General features: G+C 67.0%; 17 protein-coding genes. 7 read left to right on the top strand and 10 right to left on the bottom strand.

The genetic code is table 11. The annotated features are described in order from the left end of the window. Positions 1 to 14: 14 nt before the first annotated feature. Complete coding sequence (locus tag AC4EEO_RS13000) at positions 15 to 1,007, bottom strand: stage II sporulation protein M (RefSeq protein ID WP_491338993.1); 993 nt, start codon at positions 1,005 to 1,007, stop codon at positions 15 to 17. Positions 1,008 to 1,094: 87 nt separating this feature from the next. Between AC4EEO_RS13000 and AC4EEO_RS13005 the strand changes: the two genes are divergently transcribed. Then, positions 1,095 to 1,895, top strand: a complete 801-nt coding sequence (locus AC4EEO_RS13005) for an RDD family protein (protein ID WP_109863447.1) — start codon at positions 1,095 to 1,097, stop codon at positions 1,893 to 1,895. A gap of 1 nt (position 1,896) precedes the next feature. Here AC4EEO_RS13005 and AC4EEO_RS13010 read toward each other — a convergent pair whose 3' ends face one another. From AC4EEO_RS13010 to AC4EEO_RS13025, 4 genes are all read right to left on the bottom strand, one after another. Further along, on the bottom strand, positions 1,897 to 3,135 hold the full coding sequence (locus AC4EEO_RS13010; protein WP_285320090.1) for a L,D-transpeptidase: 1,239 nt from the start codon (positions 3,133 to 3,135) through the stop codon (positions 1,897 to 1,899). Positions 3,136 to 3,199: 64 nt separating this feature from the next. Next, a complete protein-coding gene (gene ahcY, locus AC4EEO_RS13015; protein WP_109863448.1) occupies positions 3,200 to 4,666 on the bottom strand; it encodes an adenosylhomocysteinase in 1,467 nt (488 codons plus the stop codon). Positions 4,667 to 4,740: 74 nt separating this feature from the next. Further along, on the bottom strand, positions 4,741 to 4,968 hold the full coding sequence (locus AC4EEO_RS13020) for a Trm112 family protein (protein ID WP_491338994.1): 228 nt from the start codon (positions 4,966 to 4,968) through the stop codon (positions 4,741 to 4,743). 79 nt (positions 4,969 to 5,047) lie between these two features. Beyond that, positions 5,048 to 5,434 (bottom strand): DUF3499 domain-containing protein, encoded by a 387-nt coding sequence (locus tag AC4EEO_RS13025; protein ID WP_026264922.1) that lies wholly within the window; start codon positions 5,432 to 5,434, stop codon positions 5,048 to 5,050. A 118-nt stretch (positions 5,435 to 5,552) separates the two neighbouring features. Between AC4EEO_RS13025 and AC4EEO_RS13030 the strand changes: the two genes are divergently transcribed. Further along, entirely contained in the window at positions 5,553 to 6,065 is a 513-nt protein-coding gene (locus AC4EEO_RS13030; protein ID WP_491338995.1) for a metallopeptidase family protein, read from the top strand. Positions 6,066 to 6,133: 68 nt separating this feature from the next. Here the strand turns inward: AC4EEO_RS13030 and AC4EEO_RS13035 are convergent, their stop codons facing one another. Genes AC4EEO_RS13035 through AC4EEO_RS13045 form a run of 3 tightly spaced genes read right to left on the bottom strand, consistent with a single transcriptional unit; the run spans position 6,134 to position 11,737 of the window. Further along, positions 6,134 to 7,828 (bottom strand): DUF5719 family protein, encoded by a 1,695-nt coding sequence (locus tag AC4EEO_RS13035; protein WP_491338996.1) that lies wholly within the window; start codon positions 7,826 to 7,828, stop codon positions 6,134 to 6,136. Further along, positions 7,821 to 11,177 carry a glycosyltransferase gene (locus AC4EEO_RS13040; protein WP_491338997.1) on the bottom strand — a complete coding sequence of 1,119 codons (3,357 nt, stop codon included), beginning with the start codon at positions 11,175 to 11,177 and terminating at the stop codon, positions 7,821 to 7,823. Before AC4EEO_RS13040 ends, AC4EEO_RS13035 begins: the two co-directional genes overlap by 8 nt. Before the next feature lie 29 nt (positions 11,178 to 11,206). Continuing rightward, on the bottom strand, positions 11,207 to 11,737 hold the full coding sequence (locus AC4EEO_RS13045; protein ID WP_018762934.1) for a WhiB family transcriptional regulator: 531 nt from the start codon (positions 11,735 to 11,737) through the stop codon (positions 11,207 to 11,209). A gap of 390 nt (positions 11,738 to 12,127) precedes the next feature. On the opposite strand from AC4EEO_RS13045, the gene AC4EEO_RS13050 reads away from it, so the two are divergent. Then, a complete protein-coding gene (locus AC4EEO_RS13050) occupies positions 12,128 to 12,829 on the top strand; it encodes a TIGR03089 family protein (protein ID WP_491338998.1) in 702 nt (233 codons plus the stop codon). 12 nt (positions 12,830 to 12,841) lie between these two features. On the opposite strand, the gene AC4EEO_RS13055 is transcribed toward AC4EEO_RS13050, so the two are convergent. After that, the gene (locus tag AC4EEO_RS13055; RefSeq protein ID WP_018762932.1) at positions 12,842 to 13,399 is read right to left on the bottom strand and encodes a GtrA family protein; all 558 of its coding nucleotides are present in this window, start codon (positions 13,397 to 13,399) and stop codon (positions 12,842 to 12,844) included. A 171-nt stretch (positions 13,400 to 13,570) separates the two neighbouring features. Between AC4EEO_RS13055 and AC4EEO_RS13060 the strand changes: the two genes are divergently transcribed. From AC4EEO_RS13060 to manA, 4 genes are read left to right on the top strand one after another with little or no spacing between them, the layout of a single operon-like run. Next, entirely contained in the window at positions 13,571 to 14,767 is a 1,197-nt protein-coding gene (locus tag AC4EEO_RS13060) for a 5-(carboxyamino)imidazole ribonucleotide synthase (RefSeq protein ID WP_491338999.1), read from the top strand. Continuing rightward, positions 14,764 to 15,348, top strand: a complete 585-nt coding sequence (gene purE, locus AC4EEO_RS13065) for a 5-(carboxyamino)imidazole ribonucleotide mutase (protein WP_018762930.1) — start codon at positions 14,764 to 14,766, stop codon at positions 15,346 to 15,348. Before AC4EEO_RS13060 ends, purE begins: the two co-directional genes overlap by 4 nt. Before the next feature lie 10 nt (positions 15,349 to 15,358). After that, positions 15,359 to 17,002: an LCP family protein gene (locus tag AC4EEO_RS13070; protein ID WP_491339000.1), complete on the top strand. Its 1,644-nt coding sequence runs from the start codon at positions 15,359 to 15,361 to the stop codon at positions 17,000 to 17,002. Between the two features lie 33 nt (positions 17,003 to 17,035). Further along, on the top strand, positions 17,036 to 18,280 hold the full coding sequence (gene manA, locus AC4EEO_RS13075; protein WP_491339001.1) for a mannose-6-phosphate isomerase, class I: 1,245 nt from the start codon (positions 17,036 to 17,038) through the stop codon (positions 18,278 to 18,280). Here the strand turns inward: manA and AC4EEO_RS13080 are convergent. Then, the gene (locus AC4EEO_RS13080; RefSeq protein ID WP_491339002.1) at positions 18,277 to 19,320 is read right to left on the bottom strand and encodes a lipid II:glycine glycyltransferase FemX; all 1,044 of its coding nucleotides are present in this window, start codon (positions 19,318 to 19,320) and stop codon (positions 18,277 to 18,279) included. The two genes, manA and AC4EEO_RS13080, sit on opposite strands and share 4 nt — an antisense overlap. Positions 19,321 to 19,343: the final 23 nt, after the last annotated feature.

The following is a 19,343-nucleotide window of genomic DNA, read 5'->3' on the forward strand; positions in this document are numbered from 1 at the left end:
TGGATTACAACGATTCAGGCAGCGATTTCCGTATAGCCCGCGTCTTCGCTGCGAAGGTCGCCGCGTTCCCCTGCCAGGTAGGCCCGACGGCCCCACATCAGGACATAGAGCCAGTACGCAGCAAGAACCGCCGCGCCGATGCCAATCCTGGCCCAAGCCGGCAGCGGGCTGGGCGTCACGAAACCTTCCACGAGGCCCGAGACGAACAGCACCAGGACCAACCCCAGGGCCACCGTAACCAGCGACCTGCCCTCTTCCGCCACTGCGCGGCTCCTGGTCCGCGGACCCGGTGAGACCATTGCCCAAAAGATGCGCAGGCCGGCAGCGGAGGCCACAAAGACGGCGGTGAGCTCCATCAGGCCGTGCGGCAGGATGTAGCTGAAGAAAACATCGGATTTGCCGGCAGATGCGAAGATCCCGGCCGCAATTCCCACGCCCTGCGCGTTGTTGAACAGGATCATCGGCACCCAGACGCCGGTAATTCCGAGGGCCACCGCCTGGGCGCAGATCCAGGCGTTGTTGGTCCACACGGCGCCGGCGAAGGATGCTGCCGGATTTTCCGAGTAATAGTTGATGAAGTCCTGGTCGACATACTGCGCGGCGGCGGATTCGGATGCCACCGCACGGAGGGCATCCGGGGACGTTCCGATCCACGCCGCGTAGGCGGCAGCGACGAGGACGAAGACTGCCCCGCAGGCCATCGTGAGCCACCTCAGCCGGTACAGCGCAGCCGGCAGGGCCGCCACGAAGAACCTCGCAAGGTCTGCCATCGCGTTGGACCGGGCACCGGTGAAGCGGGTCCTGGCCGAGGCGAGCGTGGCGGAGAGCGAGGCCGACAATGCACTCTCGGGTGCAATGGAACGAACCAGTGACAGGTGCCCGGACACGGATTGGTACAGGGCCAGCAGTTCATCGGCCTCGGCACCCGTGAGCCTGCGTTTGGCAGAGAGCTCCTTCAGCCGCGACCACTTGTCCGCGTTCACGGCGGAGAAGGCGTCCATATCCACGGCTACAGCCTAGCGCCCGGCATTAGACTTTGACCGTCCGCACCCATGCGGTCGTCCGCATCACCAGCTGCGAAGGGCAGGGACGCAGTGAGTCCAATCATCACCGGCGAAGCAGTCGTCCTCGAACTTCGGCCGGCCACCTTCGCCGCCCGCGCTCTGGGCCTGGTCATCGACGTCGTCTTCCACGTGGTCCTGCTGGTGGGATTCATGTTTGGCCTGGCCGCCGCCGGCAGGGACCTGGATGAGGCCGCCGCGCGTGCGCTGGCCCTGACCGCCGCGGTGTTCTGCCTCGTCGTCGTCCCGGTGGGGGTCGAGACCCTGAGCCGGGGCAGGTCGCTGGGCAAGTTAGCCACCGGCCTCCGGGTTGTCCGCGAGGACGGCGGCAGTATCAGGTTCCGGCACGCGCTGATCCGGGGACTGACGGGATTCCTCGAAATCTACCTGACGTTCGGCGGCCTGGCATGCGCGGTGGCGCTCTTCAACGACAAATCCCGCCGCCTGGGCGATATGTTGGCCGGCACCTACGCGGTCCGCAGCCGGGTGCCTGCCGACGAAGCAATCCGCGTGTTCGTGCCGCCGCACCTGCAGCCCTGGGCAGCGGCCGCGGACATCGGCCGGATTCCGGACGCCACGGCCCGCAGGGCGGCGCAGTTCATTCGCCAGGCCGGCCGGATGGCGCCGCAGTCCAGGGCGCAGATGGCCGCGGCGATCGCCTCCGAACTGTCGTCGCACGTATCCCCCGCACCGCCCCCGGGGACCGGCCCTGACCACTTCCTGGCCGCCGTCGTCGCCGAGCGCCGGAACCGGGAGTTCACCAGGCTTTCTGAATCGCGCCGCCGAAATTCCTCGGTGGGTCAACGGCTCCAGCGGCTGCCGTTCAACGGCTGACTCAGTTGGCGTACTCGTTCCACGGGATGTTCCAGTCGCCGTAGCCGTCAGTGTTGGCCGCGTAGTCGCCCTCGGTGTTGATGATCTGGACCACGTCTCCGGTTCCCATGTTGTCGAACACCCAGGCTGCGCCATCGGGCAGGAATCCGATGCAGCCGTGGGAGACGTTGGTGTTCCCGATGTAGGGGTAGGCGGATTCGAGCGCCTGGTGGATGTAGGCGCCGCTCAGGGTGAGGCGGATGGTGTATTCGACGTCGGCTTCACCGTAGTAGGCGGGGTCACCGGGTTTCAGCCCGATGGTCGAGGCCCGGAAATGGTCAAACCTGTTCTTCTCCATCAGCACCGCGTATCCCTTGGCCGAAGGGAACCGTTTGTCCCCCATGCTGACCGGCAGCGTCTTGACCGGCTGGTCGTTGACGCTGAGCGTGAACGTGTGCGCGGTGGCATCCGCGACCGCCACCTTCTTGTCTCCGATCGAGACGTTGACCTTCTTGTTGAAGTTCGCGATCTGGCCGTTGCCCAGGTCGACACCAAAGAGCTGCATGTCCATGGTGATGGTGGAATTGGCTGCCCAGAAGTTTTCCGGCCGGTACCGGACCATGGTGTCGCTGTACCAGTGGAACGCACCACTCTGGCCTGCAGTGGTGGTGACCTTGATGGCCTTTTCGACGGCGTCGCGGTTGACTACCGGCTCGCTGAAGATGATCTGCAAGGGCTGCCCGACGCCCACCTTCATGCCGTTGAGCGGGTAGATGGCGGCATCTGCCTCATGCGAGCTGGACACTGTGTTGAAGGCCTGGGTGGTGCTGGTTTCGCGTCCGGCCGAGTCCTTGACCACGTACGTGTAGCTGTAGTCCGTGTTGAACTCCAGGGGGCCGGAGGCGGACCATGCCGTCCCGTTGGGGTCGATGCTGCCTTCGACGATTTTCCCGGCAGTACTGGTAAGGGTGACGCGCTGGATGGTCCCGTTGGCCACTTTCAGGGAAACCGGCGCCGCGGGGTTGACCTGCTTGGCGCCGTTGGCCGGCGATGCATCCAGGGTCACCGGGGGCACGATGGGGGAAGCGATTCCGGGCGACGTCCGCAGTGCTGAGGAGGCTTCAGATTCGAGCGGACTCCCAGCAAGGCCCGGTGCGACGGCGGCGAAAACCCCGCCCACGGCAGCCAGGACACAGACGGCTGCTACGGCGAGAATCTTCTTTACGCTCCCCCGGCGGCGGGGCTTTTCCTCAGGCTCCATAGTGTCGATCCTACGTGCAGAAAATAACGGCCCGGGCGCGTTGCTGCGCCCGGGCCCTCACGTGTCAGTAACGATAGTGCTCAGGCTTGTAGGGGCCGGCCGCGTCGATGTCCAGGTATTCAGCCTGGTCCTTGGTCAGCTCGGTGAGCTCCACGCCCAGAGCGTCCAGGTGCAGGCGGGCGACCTTTTCGTCCAGGACCTTGGGCAGGACGTACACCTTGTTTCCGTACTCGTCCTGGTCCTTCTTGGTCCACAGCTCGATCTGCGCGATGGTCTGGTTCGCGAACGAGTTGCTCATCACGAAGGACGGGTGGCCCGTGGCGTTGCCCAGGTTGAGGAGCCGGCCCTCGGACAGCACGATGATGGAGCGCTCGGCGTCGCTGCCGGCGTCGAAGACCCACTCATGGACCTGCGGCTTGATCTCAACCTTCTTCACGCCGGGAACGCGGGCAAGGCCGGCAATGTCGATTTCGTTGTCGAAGTGGCCGATGTTGCCCACGATGGCCTTGTTCTTCATGCCCGCCATGTGCTCGGCCATGATGACATCCTTGTTGCCCGTGGTGGTGATGAAGATGTCGCCCTGTGCCAGGACTGATTCCAGCTTGGCCACCTGGTAGCCGTCCATGGCTGCCTGAAGCGCGCAGATGGGATCGATCTCGGTGACGATCACCCGTGAGCCTTGGCCGCGGAGGGCCTCTGCGGCACCCTTGCCGACGTCGCCGTACCCGCAGACGACGGCGACCTTGCCGCCCATGAGCACGTCGGTGGCACGGTTGATGCCGTCGGGCAGGGAGTGTCGGATGCCGTACTTGTTATCGAACTTGCTCTTGGTGACGGAGTCATTGACGTTGATGGCCGGGAACAGCAGCTTGCCCTGGTCCGCGAGCTGGTACAGGCGGTGGACACCGGTGGTGGTCTCTTCGCTGACACCCTTGATGGTGGCCGCCGTGCGGGTCCACTTCTGCGGGTCCGCGGCGAGGGAGCGGCGGAGCACCTCGAGGAAGATACCGTACTCCTCGGAATCTTCGGGGTCGGCGGAGGGGACGTTGCCCGCGGCCTCGAACTCGACACCCTTGTGGACCAGCATGGTGGCGTCGCCGCCGTCATCCAGGATCATGTTGGGACCCAGTTCGGGGTTGGACTCGGCACCGGGCCAGGTGAGGATCTGTTCGGCTGTCCACCAGTATTCTTCGAGGGTCTCGCCCTTCCAGGCGAAAACGGGCACGCCCTGCGGATCCTCGACGGTGCCCTTGCCCACGACAACTGCCGCTGCGGCCTCGTCCTGGGTGGAGAAGATGTTGCAGGAGGCCCAGCGGACCTCGGCGCCCAGCGCGGTGAGGGTTTCGATCAGCACCGCGGTCTGCACCGTCATGTGCAGGGAGCCTGCGATCCGGGCGCCCTTGAGCGGCTGCGTTGGCCCGAATTCTTCGCGCAGGGACATGAGGCCGGGCATTTCGTGCTCCGCCAGGCGGATCTGGTGCCGCCCGGCTTCCGCCAGGGAGATATCGGCAACTTTGTACTCAAAAGTCATGAATGGTCCTTTGCTTGAGGCGGGGTCCTGGTCCCCGTTCTGCTGTTTCTCGGTGCGGGCTGGTGCAGGTGGATCTATTGCCCGGCCGCGTTAGGATCGTGCTGGTCCGAGCCCGCCGTTGCCGCTGCCGCCAGCAGTTCCGGCGGAAGGAGCAACGGAATACCGTCTTCGATGGCGTACCGGTTCTTGACGCCTGCTTCATCTGCCGTGGTGGCCACCAGTTCTTCGCCTTCCTGGACCAAGGGCGAGCCGGTCACGGGGCAGCGCAGGACGGACAACAGCTCGGGACTGATCTTTGGCATGTGTTCTTGCTCCCTGGCGGGCGCGCTCGCGCCGGTAGCGGAAAAGATGTGCAGCAACCAGCCTACCGCCAGATCCAGGTCAGGAAGGTTCCCGAAGGACGCGCAGGTGGCCCCGCCGGGTTCCTTCGGTTCCGGCCGGCGCTTCGAGGGCAGAATGGTGCCCGCGCTGGGTGGGCGGCTGTGGCTCCGACGGGCGCGCCGCGGCATCACGGACGGCGTTGGCGAGGGCCAGGAGGTCGTCCGGGCCGGGCTGCTGTGGGGTGGACGGCATAGCCAGCCGCAAAACTTCCCAACCGCGCGGAACGGTCAACGAGCCCGCATGCTGTTCACAGAGGTCGTAGCAGTGCGGCTCGGCGTAGGTGGCCAGTGGACCGAGGACGGCCGTGGAGTCCGCATACACGTACGTCAGGGTGGCTACCGCCGACTGGCGGCAGGCGGACCTTGAACATTGACGGATAGCTCCCACGACATCACAGACTACCCTTATATCCCTCGAAAGCCGTGCATTGGCTGCGGTCCCCGACGCGGACGGGCCGCCGGGGGAATATATCGCGTAAATCCGCCCCCGGGTTTAGAGTCGGTATATGCAGTCATCGAACCATGAATCAGGTTTTTCGGTCCGGTTGGCTGACCCGGACGCCTCGGCTGCGCCGGGCGTGGAAACCACCGGCAGGAGCTTCCTGCGGCGGCGCCGGAACCGCCACGGACGCGGCCTGCGCGGCGAAGTAATGCTCCCCACCCACCCCGGCTACCGGACCCGCGGCGACCGCTTCGACGATCTGGTCCTGGACTCAGCGCAGCGGCTCCATGACATTTGGGGCAAGACCCTTGACGGCGTCCGGTTCGGCGTCGACGAAATCCCGCCGGACCTCGAACAGTTGGCCGCCAAAGGCAGCACTGCCCCCATGGGGGCCTATACGCCCGCCGCTGGTGCCGAGGGGCCCATGATTACGGTGTACCGCCGCGTTGTTGAGAACGCCTGCTCCAGCGTGGAGGAGCTCCAGGACCTGGTCCACGACGTCGTGGTGGAGCACACCGCGGAGATGCTCGGCGTAGCCCCGGAGACCCTGGACCCGGTCTACCGCCGCCGCTACTGAGCCCGCCACCCGGGGCAGCCGCGCGGCAGGCCCCGGGTCTCCACCGGGCGTGCCGGCTGTCAGGAATCCTAGTAGCCCAGGGTAACCGGGACGGTTTCCTGTCCGGCGGCAGCCGGCAGGAAAGCCAGGGTTGAGACGTCGTTGCGACCGTCCTGGCCCAACAGCACGGAACCGTAGGCGGCATCCCCCGACGCCGACACCACATACCCGACGACGTCGGCACCGTCAGCCTGGTCCGGAACGGTAATGGTGGCGGTGGTTCCGCCGGCGATGTCCGCGGTGGCGGCCGGCCTGACCTTGCCATCAGCGGTGATTGGCGCGTAGGTAATGGTGGCCCGCGTGTCCAGGGCCCCGAACACCAGCTGGCGCAAGCCGCCCTTGGGGACGGGAACAACATGCTGGCTGCCCAGCCGCACGGCGGATCCCGCCCACGCCACATCCGAGGGTTGCCCGGCTTGAAGGCCGCGGCTCATTCGGGCGGCCGCCACGAAGGAAACGTCCGATGAGGCGGCAATGGTGTACTGGCCCGCCGGAACCCCGGCCAGGGACACTTCCGTGACGGAGCCGGCCTTTGCGGTGACCACTCCGCCGGCTGGGAGCGCGGTTTGGCCGTCCCGTCCATACAGCTTGATCTCCACCACGGCGTCCGAAGCGCCCGGAACCGTCAGTTGGAGCGCCGGGGCGGCATCCCCGTAACCGTTGCGGGACGTCAGCGCGGCAAGCCCGGCCGGATCCTGGATATCCACTCCTGGCACGACCTGGCGGACGGCCGGTGCCGCCCCGGGCGCAATGAAGTCCACGCCGCCCGGGGTCAGGCCGCGCAGGACGCTTTGCTGGATCGAGGCGGCCACGGGTCCGCCGGCGCTGCGTACGCGCACGCTGAGCTGGGGAACGTTGGGGGCCAGGCCGGCAAGGACGACGCTGCGGGTGGTGCCGGGAGCCACCAGCAGGCCTCGGCTGCCCGGCGCCTGGATCTGCCCTGCGCCACCGTACAGTTCCAGGCTTACCGTGGCAGGGGTGCTGGAAGCGTTGGTCAATGCCAGGACGGAAGTGCGGCCCACTGTGGTGCTGGCACCTCCCAGCCACTGGTCGTTGGAAGGTTGTCCGCAGGTGGCTGCCGCACTCCCCTGCAAGTCGCCGTCGGTGGCGGTGTATTTCATGGCACCGGCCGCGGACGCGTTCTGGTTGGCCACGGCGTTGGCGCTGAGGACGTTGACCTGGTCTGCGGCCCGGTCCGCCACCACTCCGGCGAGGAGCTCCTGTGGTGCGCCGGCCGCCGGAGGCTTCCCGGCGTCCTTGGCGATCTCAACGACGGCCGTCCCGTCCAGGCGGGTCAGGCGGCTCGCAGGCAGAACGCCGCCGGCGCCCAGCACGGCCGCGGTGACCTTGGTTGCGGCGGTGGCCGACTCCGGCCGGAACTGGGCGTCGGTGCCTGTGCCCGTACCCTCCAGCAGCCTCGCCGGGCCCGGGCACACGCCAACACTGGCTCCTGCCGGAACAGCTGCCCGCACCACCGGAAGGACCCGGCTCGACGCCGGCCCCTGCACCAGCGACCCCGCAGCCACTACGGCTCCACCACCCGCGAGGATGAGCACCCCTGCGGCTGCTCCGGCCACCGCCGCTGCCCGCCCGCTGACGCGAGGCACCCGGGTGGAACCGCGGCCGGTCCGTTTGGCGTTACCACCGTTTTCGCTTTGGACTGGAGCCGGTGCCTGGACCGGCGCGGGAGCCCCGGAATCCGCCGGCGGGGTGTGCTCATGCATTTTGGTGTTCCTTACGCAGGGAGCCCTCGTCGCGTGAGAGGCCGGTCCGCGGCCGTTGCGTCGGCATCGGGACAGCGAGGATGACGGTCAGGGCGATCACCGTGATTTGGCCTGCAGCGGCCCAGAAAGCCCACGGGTTGTCGTAGCGGACCGTGAGCTGGCCGGCCGAGGCCGGAAGAGTGAAGGCCTGGGCCCAGCCGGACGTGGTGGAGGTCAGCTTGCGGCCGTCGAGCCAGGCGCTCCAGCCCGGGTCCGCCCGCTCGGCAAGCACCACCAGACGGCCCTCCGGACCGGTTGGGACGGCAGCGTCAACGCCGTCCTTGTTGGAGGGGACGGAGGTTGTGGTGGCACCGCGCGGATCCACGATACGGACGCGGTGGGCGACGTCCGCGGCCTGCAGGACCGCCTGGTTCGATGGGCTGATGCGCCAGAGCCAGCCGACGTCCGTCTGACCCACTGCCACCAGGCCGGGTACGGCATCCATGCGGCTGGCCGTCAGTTGGGCTGCCGTGTCTGCGGCCCGCAGCACCACGAAGCCGACGCCCAGTTGTTCGAGGTCGGCACGGGGATCCACTCCCTGGCCGGCAACCAGCGTGGCGACGACACGGCGGACGGAGCCTGTGACGTCGTCGTCGTCGCGGACCTCTTCCGCGCCCGGGGCGCCGATGATGGTGCGGGCGGAGGCAATGGCCGAGAGGTTGTCCAGGGTGGTACCGGCCCCCCGCATCAGGGAAGCCTTATAGGTGCCGTCCTCATTGGTGCTGATGATCAGGGTGCGGGTCTGTTCGGGTCCGGTACCGCGGTCGATCGCCGTAGCAGGCAGGGACCGTGCGTTCGCGGCCTCCACCAGCCGGGCGGAGCCCAGTGCTCGGTCGGTCCCGGAGCCGGATGGGCCGGGAGTGCCGGCCAGTGCTGCAGGCGCGGGGGCGGCGGCCGGACGCAGGAGGTTTTGGGCGGACCACGCAGCCATCCCGGCCAAAGGTCCGGCCAGAAGCATCACCAGGCCCACTGCCAGCCCGGCGCGTGCCGCAGTGGTGGCCTTGGACCCGGCAGCGGATCTGCGGTCAACGGCAGACATGACCTGGCCGGCGCCCAGGATTGCCGCGGACAGCAGGGCGAAGGAGGCAGCCGAAACCGCCGGTCCCGGGAAGGGGGTTACCAGGGACTCGGCGTTGATGCCCGTGGCCACGTGGCTGGTCAGCCATCCGCTGGCCAGTGACACCAGTGCCACGATCCAGAACCAGCGAACGGCCCGGACCGGGCGTCCCGCGACGAAGAGGCCAACGATGGCCAGGGCCACGACCGGGACCGAGATCAGGAGTGCCATCAGCAGCGCCCACGGCACCGGTCCGCCGGAGAACAGTCCAAGCCCCTGCAGCCCGCCCGCAGGGTCAAACGCCAGGGGCTGTCCGATAATTTGCTGCCACAGAGGCGCGGCATCGAAGCCAAGCGGGAGTCCGGGGTCGGCCAGGAGTGCGCGCGGCCGGTCGATGGTGGAAAGGCCGAACGGCACGAACAGGGCCGCACTGGGCAGCAGGGCCCACCACACGGTCCTCCCCCGCCGGCCCAACAGGACGCCGCAGAGGACTATGAGCACAACGGCCGGGACAAGCAGGGAAGGGGCGGAGGCCGTCGTGACGGCCAGCGCCAGGCCGGCTGCGGCGGAGGCAGTCCAGGATGGCATGCCGTTGACGCCGGGTTTGGCAGGCGCTTGGTCGGCCGGACGTGCATCAGCGGGGGATTCCAGGCTGAAGCTGCCATGGCCCACGGCTGAACCAGTAGCCCGCAGCAGGCCCAGGACCACCAGCGGAATCATCATGTGCGCTATGAGTGCGCCGGCGCGGCCTTGGTTGAGGGCAACCTGCAGTGCCGGGGCAGCCGCCCAGAAAATGGCGGCTGCGAGCCGGAGCCGGCGCCGGGCCGTCAGGCCGCCTGCCGCAAACCAGGCGGTAAGGCCGGAGAGCGGGGCGCCCAGGAGGAGGAGCCACGCCATGGCCGGGTTAGCATCGCCGCCACCCAGGACACCGATAATCCACAGCACATAGTCAAAGGGGTCGCCATGGCCGGGAAGTCCGGCTCCCAGGCTGATCCACCAGCCGGAGGCGTTGTGCCAGATGTCGCCCAAACCCGCCGATACCGGGATCAGGCCGCCGCCGGTGATGGCATTGGCCCGGAACAATCCGGTGAGGGCGAGGAGCGAGGCGATTGACGCAATGATGACGGCAGCGAGGGCGCCGTTGCCCACCCATCCCCTCTTGGCGGTGGCGAGGGCGGCGAAGTCATCAGCGGCGTCACCGGTGGGCTGGTGGGCGAGCGGATCCTGCACCAGGTGGTCAGCGCCGGATCCGTCCGATCCCAGCGCCTCCATCAGGGACCGGCGGTGGCTCCACACTTCACGGCGTGGTGTTTGCAGCTTGCGGATCACCGAGCGTCGGATCCGCCGGGTCCGTTTGGCCGCCCTTCGGGCTTTTGCCACCGACCGTGGACGGCCCAGGGCCGCACAGGTGGCCAGGAGCTGTGAAATGCCGTGGCCGGGATCCTTGACCACGATGCTCAGGACTAGTTTGAAGAGGCTGCCCAGCAACGCTCCAAGGCCGTGGACCGGCACCATCCAGAGTGGGCTGTGCTTGAGCCGCAGGTGTACCTGTGCCTTGCGGGCTGCTGCGGGGTTGCCCAACGCGTGGGGCCGGTGCGCGACGTGGAACATGCGGGCCGCGGGGACTACCACGACGCGGTGGCCGGCCAGCCGGTTCCGCCAGCAGAAGTCAACGTCGTCGCCGCTGCCAGGCAGGGCGGGATCGAAACCGCCCAGTTGCTCCCAAACGTCCCGGCGGACCAGCATGCCCGCGGAATTGACGGCGAAAGTGTCGGTGCGGCCGTCGTACTGGCCTTGGTCCAGCTCATCGGCGTCGATCAGGGTGAGCCGCTCAGCCCACCGGCTGGTGGAAAGCCCGACGTCGATCAGCCGGCGCGGCGAGTGCCAGTCGAGCTGCTTGCAGCCGGCCACGGTCACGGAAGGCGCACGCTCCACGGCGCCGAGGAGTTCAGCGAGGGCATCCGGGGCCGGGGCCGCGTCGTCGTGCAGCAGCCAGATCCATTCCGTCCTGTCGCCGCCCGACCCGGCTTTAGGAACCAAACCGGCGAGGCCTGCGGAGATGGCCGCACCCATACCGCCCTTGGTCCGGGGGTAGGCCAGGACGCTGGCGTCGCCCAGGGATTCCCGAAGCAGGCTGTGGGAGTCGTCGGCAGAACCGGCATCAACGCCGATGGCACGGTCGACAGGCCGGGTCTGGCCAGCCAGGGCTGACAGGGTTGTGGGCAGATAGGCACTGCCGTTGTGGGCGACCACAACGGCAGTGACATGGACATCCTGAAGAATTAGATCGCTCGCTTCCTAAGCCGCCGGCGCTCACGCTCGGAAAGGCCTCCCCAGATGCCGAACCGTTCGTCGTTGGCCAGCGCGTACTCCAGGCATTGCGACCGTACGTTGCAGGCGCCGCACACCTTCTTGGCGTCGCGGGTGGAACCGCCCTTTTCCGGGAAGAACGCCTCCGGGTCAGTCTGGGCGCACAAAGCGTCAGTCTGCCAGCCCAGTTCGCCTTCGTCATCGAAGTCCTGTTGGAGCGGCAGTCCGATCCACACCGGTTGCACGCTTCCGCCGGCGGCCAACTCCATGGGCGGATCCAGGTCGTCCTCCGGTTCCGCGCCGTCCAGCAGGGCCTCGTGCGCCGCGAGGAACGCCGTGGCCTGATCCTCGAGGACACTGCCGGAGTTCCTTTTGTACCGTTCCGCAGCATCAGGATCGGCGGGGTCAACGTACCAATCGCTTGGCACCCCCCGCGCACGGTACTTTGCCGTTGCCTGGCCGGCTACGACGGCATCTTCCTGGATACGCTCTGCTTGCCCCACGGCGACCCTCCTGACGTTGCAGCCACTGCCTTGATACGTGGACACTCGGTTGTGTGCCGGTATTTACGCAATTGCTTTAGATACCTAATTACACGCGTGTAACTAGGGTGAGTCAAGCCGTAGCCGGGATAATAGACAGTGAAACCTAAGAACTTTGCGCACGCCACGCCCGGGTTTTTTGCCGGCTTCGGCGTGGCGCGGGCCGGAAGCAGCATATTCCGGCCGTGAAAGCCGCAAAAACAGCGCCACGACGGGGAAAATACCCGCTAAGTGCCAAAATAGCAAGCACCCTTAGTAGGCCACGTGATAAACATCACTCCTGCCGGCGGACTGGGGACGCAGCGTCCAGCTGCTGGTGACCAGGGGATGCCAGGATGGCAGGATGAAGCCATGACATCGATCCCCGCCATCACCCTGATGGGCAACCTCCGTTCCGGCAACTCCACGGCACCGCGCCTGACCTGGTACGGGCCGGATTCGGAACGGGCTGAATTGTCGGGCCGGGTCCTGGACAACTGGGTGGCCAAGACCAGCAACCTGCTTCAGGACGAGCTCGACGCGGAGCCGGGCATGCGCCTCGGACTTGCGCTGCCGGCGCACTGGAAGGCCTTGGTCTGGGCGCTGGCCGGCTGGCAGCTTGGCCTGGAAGCAGTGTTCGACGGCGGACCGGTGGACTTTACGGTGACAGCCGCCCCTGGTGAGGCGACAATCGGGCACGGCGCCGTGATCGCCGTCGCGCTGCCCGCCCTCGCCATGCGCTGGCCAGGGGAACTTCCGGGTGGCTGCATCGACTACGCGGCAGAGGTACGGTCCCACGCGGACGTGTTCATGCCGCACACGGATCCTGATCCCTCAGCCCGCGCGCTCGTGACGGGCGACGGGCGCCCGGTGGAGCACAAGGACCTGCTCACGGACTTTGGTGCATCCCATGGGGAGGGCGTCCGCCTCCACATTCCAGCGGGCAACGGCCTCGAGTCAGCGCTGTCCAACGCGCTGGGCGCCTGGCAGCACGGCGGCTCCGTGGTCCTGACCCACCCGGATGTTGAACTCACGGACAAACTGCTGGCCGACGAACGCATCCACGGCAGCTAGCAGGCGCGGGTCCTAGGCCTTCGGGCCACCGTCGACAGGGGCGGAAGCGGGACGTTCGGCGCGCGCGGACTCCCGGTGCGGGTGCGCTTCGATGAGTTCGTGGTCGTGCGAGAACTCCGGCTCCTGGTCCAGCTCCTGGTTGAACACCAGGAAGCGGTACGCGAAGAACCGGACAACAGTGGCGACGAGGATGCCCGCGACCCCTGCCAGGAAGAGCAGGTTCTTGTCGTCGATACCCATCCCGTACTTGGCCAGCGCGGTGAATCCGGTGGAGATCCCGATCCCGATGCCATTGATGATGACGAACATGACGAACTCGCGAAGAACATTGGCCTGGCGCCGGTGCCGGAAAGTCCAAAAACGGTTTGCGATCCACGAGAAGACCGTGGCCACGGTGGCGCCCACGAAGCGCGCCTTCGCTTCGCTGTCCGACATCGGGCCGTGCATCAGGTAGTACGTCAGCCCGTTGTCGATGACGAATGCCACACCGCCCACGGCCCCGAATTTGGCCACTTCCCGCCAGAAGAGCGAGGCAAGCCCCCGGATACGATCTGCAAGTGCGCTAAACATGACCCTCCATGGCCGTCCGAACTGTGGGCCACTCGGCCAAGGACCCATTTTAGCCCCCAAAGCTTTGGACTGGCCCCGGACTGCCCCCGCTGCCGGCCCGCAGCAGAAAATGTCACGCTCCCGCCGGGCCGTAAAAGCGCGATACGGTGCGTCTTCGGTAGGCTGGCATACGTGACTTTTCCAGTAATAGGTGTAGTTGGCGGCGGCCAGCTTGCGCGAATGATGGCCCCTGCCGCTACAGCACTCGGCTTCGAACTCCGTGTCCTCGCCGAAGGCGAGGACGTTTCCGCGGTCTCTGCCGTACCGGCCACGCCGGTGGGCGATTACAAGGACCTGCAGACCCTCCTGGAATTTTCCCGGGGCCTGGACGTGATGACGTTTGACCACGAGCACGTGCCCACGGCGCACCTCAGGACGCTCCAGGAAGCGGGGGTCAATGTGCAGCCCGGACCGGACGCCCTGGTCCATGCACAGGACAAACTGGTCATGCGCGCAGCCATCGACCGGTTGGAACTGCCCAACCCCGCCTGGGCGTCAGTGGCCAATGTCGCAGACCTGGTCAGCTTCGGCGAGGAAACGGGCTGGCCCGTGGTACTGAAGATGCCGCGCGGAGGCTACGACGGCAAGGGCGTCCGGATTATTGCCTCCGCAGAGGAAGCTGCCGGCGCCGCCGAATGGTTCGCCGCCATGAGCCCCTTGCTGGCCGAAGCGAAGGTGGAGTTCACCCGCGAACTGTCCGCCCTGGTGGCGCGGACACCTGATGGCGAAGCCCGGGCCTGGCCGGTGGTCCACACCATCCAGGTGGATGGTGTCTGTGACGAGGTGATCGCACCCGCGCTGGACATCCCGCTGGAGGTGGCCGCAGCCGCCGAGGACGCCGCATTGCGTATCGCAGCGGAGCTCAACGTCACCGGCGTCCTCGCTGTTGAACTTTTCGAGACGCCGGGCTCGGGCGCCGGCTTCCTGGTCAACGAACTGGCCATGAGGCCACACAACACCGGCCACTGGACCCAGGATGGCTCCATCACCAGCCAGTTCGAACAGCATCTGCGCGCCGTCCTCAACCTTCCACTCGGCGCCACCGACGCATTGGCCCCCGTCACCGTGATGAAGAATTTCCTGGGCGGGGAAAACCAGGACCTCTTCTCCGCCTACCCGATGGCCCTGGCCAGCGAGCCGGCCGCCAAGGTCCATTGCTACGGCAAATCCGTGCGGCCCGGACGTAAGATCGGCCATGTCAACCTGGTGGGAAGTTCGACGACGGACGTTGACTCGGTCAGGCGCCGGGCAACGGCGGTGGCGGCCATCATCCGTGATGGACGTGCCGGCGCCGAGGAACCATCCCCTATCTTCGAGGAGAACGCATGAGCGCCGAAGCCACCCCAGCCGCCGGTCCCGGTGCCAGCCCCCTGGTGGGCCTGGTCATGGGCTCCGACTCGGACTGGCCCGTCATGGAGGCGGCGGCCGAGGCCCTCGCCGAATTCGGCATCCCGTTCGAAGCTGACGTCGTCTCCGCCCACCGGATGCCGACCGAGATGATCCGCTACGGCCAGACGGCTCACGAGCGGGGGCTGCGCGTCATCATCGCCGGGGCCGGCGGCGCCGCGCACCTGCCGGGCATGCTGGCCAGCGTTACTCCCCTGCCGGTCATCGGCGTCCCCGTCCCACTCAAGACCCTTGACGGCATGGACTCCCTGCTGTCCATCGTCCAGATGCCCGCGGGTGTGCCGGTGGCAACGGTATCCATCGGCGGTGCACGCAACGCGGGCCTCCTGGCCGTGCGGATGCTTGCCTCCGGTACGGACGAACTCGCTGCGTCACTGCGCGCCGACCTCCTGGATTTCGCTGCCGACCTCAACGCCGTCGCCTCGCGCAAGGGCGCCAACCTGCGGCAGAAAGTCAGCGAAGTCTTCCCTGACGTGTCCGGCTCACTTCGGGGCAGCCGTTAGGGCGGCGGGAATGGCCAGCAGCACGCAGCAGCCGGGCACCGGAGCGATTTTGACTGATCCGGTCCGTTACCCGGCCGGCGCTTCCCCGGCAGTCCGCACCAAACGGGCCTTCGTGTTGGTCCTCCTGACGCTGCTGGTACCGGGAAGCGCCCAGCTCGTGGCCGGCGACCGGAAGCTGGGCAGGATCGCGCTGCGCACCACGCTCTGTGTCTGGGCACTCCTGGCCGTGGCAGTGGTCCTCCTCCTGCTGGACCGGACGCTGGTGATCAACGTGTTCACCAACCCCGTCACGTCACTGGTCCTGGTGATCCTGCTGACGGCCCTGGCTGTTAGCTGGGCCCTGCTGTTCGTCAACACCCTGCGAATCATCCGCCCGGTCCTGCTGGCACCGCCGGCCCGCCCCGCTGTCGGGATCGCCCTGGTGCTGGCCTTGGTCCTTGGCAGCGGGTCCCTGGGCTACGCCGCCTACCTTCTGAACGTGGGCCGTAATGCGATCGGCAGCATTTTCTCGTCCGGGCCCGCCATTGAGCCAGTGGACGGCAGGTACAACTTCCTGATGATGGGCGGCGACGCCGGAGACGACCGCACCGGTCGCCGCCCCGACAGCCTTTCCGTGCTGAGCGTTGACGCCAAGACCGGCCAGACAGCCATCATTTCCATCCCCCGGAACTTCCAAAATGCCCAGTTCAGCGCGAACTCGCCCATGCGCGCCATCTACCCCGACGGCTACGACTGCGGGGACGAATGCCTGATCAACGCCATCAACACCGAGGTCACCAACGAGCACGCCAATCTCTACCCGGGCGTGGCGGACCCTGGGGCGCAGGCCACCCTGGAGGCCGTATCCGGCACGCTTGGCATGGACATCCAGGCCTACGTCCTGGTGGACATGGACGGCTTTTCCAAGTTGATCGATGCCATGGGCGGCATCAGGATCAAGGCGGGCGGCTGGGTGCCCATCAGCGGTGAAACCATCGATGAAGCCAACGGCATCCACGGCATGCCCTTGGGCTGGATACCGGCCGGCGACAACACCCTGGACGGCTACCACGCCCTCTGGTACGGGCGGTCACGCGAGTTCGTGGACGACTACGCCCGCATCGCCCGCCAACAGTGCGTGCAGCAGGCCATGCTCAAGCAGCTGGACCCGGCCACCCTGCTGTCCAAATTCGAGGACATTGCCAACGCCGGCACCAAGGTGGTGGAGTCCAACATTTCCTCCACCCAGCTGGGCAGTTTTGTGGACCTGGCCATCAAGGCCAAGGGCAAGGAAGTCAAGCGGCTCACCATCGGGCCGCCGGACTTCGACCCCGCATTCTCCACCAACCCCGATTTCGACCAGATCCACGACCGTGTGGACCAGCTGCTGGCGTCGGCGTCAGGAGCCCAGGCAACAGGGGCGTCCGACGACACGATCAACGCACCGGCAGCCGGTGCCGGGCACGTCCAGGCGGCAGGACCGGCCGGGCTTTCCCGGGCCATGACCGGAGGACTGCCGCAGGAGTCCACGGCGCCGTCGGACTTCACACCGGTGACCACCACCCCCGACGGTGAGCCGATCACGGAGCAGATGCTGGACGATTTCAAGCGCCAGGGCAACGAGCAGGCCATCCGCAACCTCGTGGCCACCAACGGCCAGTGCGCCGCACTGTAGCCGTCCCATCACACCTAGGGAAACGGAACATCCTTGTACGAGATCGAGAACGTCCTTCGGGATTACGCATGGGGCTCGACGACGGCGATCGCCTCGCTGCTCGGCCGCCCCGAATCCGGGCGGCCCGAGGCCGAACTGTGGATCGGCGCGCACCCTGATTCGCCGTCGGTGGCCCACATTTCCGAGGACGGCGGACGACGCCCGCTCGACGACCTGATCGCCACCGACCCTGAGCATTTCCTGGGTGCGGAATCAGTGGCCGCTTTTGGCCCGCGGCTGCCTTTCCTGGCCAAGATCCTGGCCGCAGCCCAGCCGCTGTCCCTCCAGGTCCATCCCAGCCTGGAGCAGGCAAGGGCCGGGTTCGCGCGGGAAAAGGATGCAGGGCTCGACCCCCATGCCGCCAACCGGAACTACAAGGACGACAACCACAAGCCGGAAATGATCTTCGCCCTCACGCCGTTCGAGGCGTTGTGCGGGTTCCGCCCGGCGGCCGAGACCCGGAAGATCCTGGACCACGTTGCCGGGACCTTCCCGTCACCGGATGAGTGCCCTGTCCTGGTGCAGGACCTCTTGTCCGACCTCTCCGCGGAAGATGAAGGCGCCGGCCTGCACGATGCCTTCGAACGGCTCATCACCGGCGGGCAGGCCGTGGCCGAGGCTACGGCCCTGGTGGTGGCAGCATTGCTTTCAGGAGCTCCCCTGGCGCCGTACGAGGCCGAGCTCGGAACCGTCATCAGCCTCAATGAGAAGTACCCCGGCGATCCCGGAGTCCTGATCTCGCTGCTGTTGAACAGGATCTCCCTGCAGCCCGGCGAGGCCGTCTACCTGCCGGCAGGAAACGTCCACGCGTACCTCCATGGCCTCGGCGTGGAGGTCATGGCGTCCTCGGACAACGTCCTGCGCGGCGGCCTGACCCCCAAGCACATCGATGTGCCGGAGCTCCTGAAGACCATCGACTTCCACCCGGTGGCCGTTCCGATGCTGGACGCCGGGAGGACCATGATGGACCAGGAGGTGTACCGGCCGCCGTTCGGGGAGTTCCAGCTTCAGCGCATCGAGTTGGGCCCGGACTCCGGCCCCGTCCCGTTGGCCCAGTCCGGCGCCGCCGTGGTCATAGTGGTGGCCGGTGCCGTCTACCTGGACTCACCCAAGGGCGACCTGGAACTGTCCCGCGGTTCCAGCGCGTTCGTGGCCGCTGCCGAGGCCCCGGTCAACGTCCACCGGGCAGCAGGCAGCAGCGAGCCTGCCCTGGCCTTCGCCGTGACTACCGGACTCTAGCGCCGCTTCATCAGCCCCTGCGCCCGGCCCGCCGCGCCCTTGACCAGCCGGCGGGCCGCCTGGAGGCCTTTGCGGGCCAGCGGCATGGCTGTGGAGTACGCGGGGTAGAACGGCGACAACGGCTTTTCCCAGGTCCCCAGGAGCATGTCCTCATGCTTGGCGAACTGCTTCTTGAAGTCGGAGATGCCGTCGTTGAGGAGGCCGTTGAAGTCATACCGGCTGCAGCCGTCTTCCCGCATCAACTGCAATGCCGCCCACTTGACCCCGTAGTTCACGCGCTGCTTCTGGCCCTCGGCGGACACGCCGCCATAAAGTTCGAACGCGGTGGTGCCGCTGCGGGAAAGCCACGTGAAAGCAAGCATCTGTTCGCCGTCGAAGGCTGCGACGATGGGCGAGGCGTCCCCCAGGTTCCGGAAGATGTCGCGATAGTACTGGTCCTCGTGGATGCCGAACCCGGCACGTTCCGCCGTGTCGTGGTAGATCGCTAGCACCTGCTCCAGCTCGGAGTCGTTCTTGACCTTGCGGAATTCCACGTCGCTGCGCATCGCCTTGCGGATGTTGGCCCGCGTTGACTTGGACATCTCCGCCATCAGTTCATCGTCTGACCGGGTGAGGTCCAGGATCAGTGTCCTGGGGATCAGGACGGTGTTGGCCGATTCCCGGAAGCCGGCTGCGGCGACGGCACCGGCGAAGGCAGAGCCGCGGTCCCAGTCGGGTTCGATGCTGAGGGCAACGCCGCGGTGCCGAAGAGCTGCGTGCTCGGCCAGCCGGTTGAGCACCTCCTGCGCATTCTCCACGGTGCACATCGGACCGCGCGGGATGTAGACCAGGGCGCGGAAGGGTGCAGGCAGCTTCCGGACCAGGAGCTGGGCACAGCCAATGGTTTCGTCACCGGCCTTGACGAGGACCCGGTCCACGGACCAGCCGTGCATCGCCTTGGTCTCTCCCCAGCCCCACAGCTGCTGCGGGTGGCCCTGGAACCGGTCGACATATTCGTCCCAGAGGACGCGGTCAATACAGGGCACAACGGCAGGAATCATGGCTTAAACCCTATACCAAGGCG

The organism is Pseudarthrobacter sp. MOO13 (assembly GCF_058267655.1).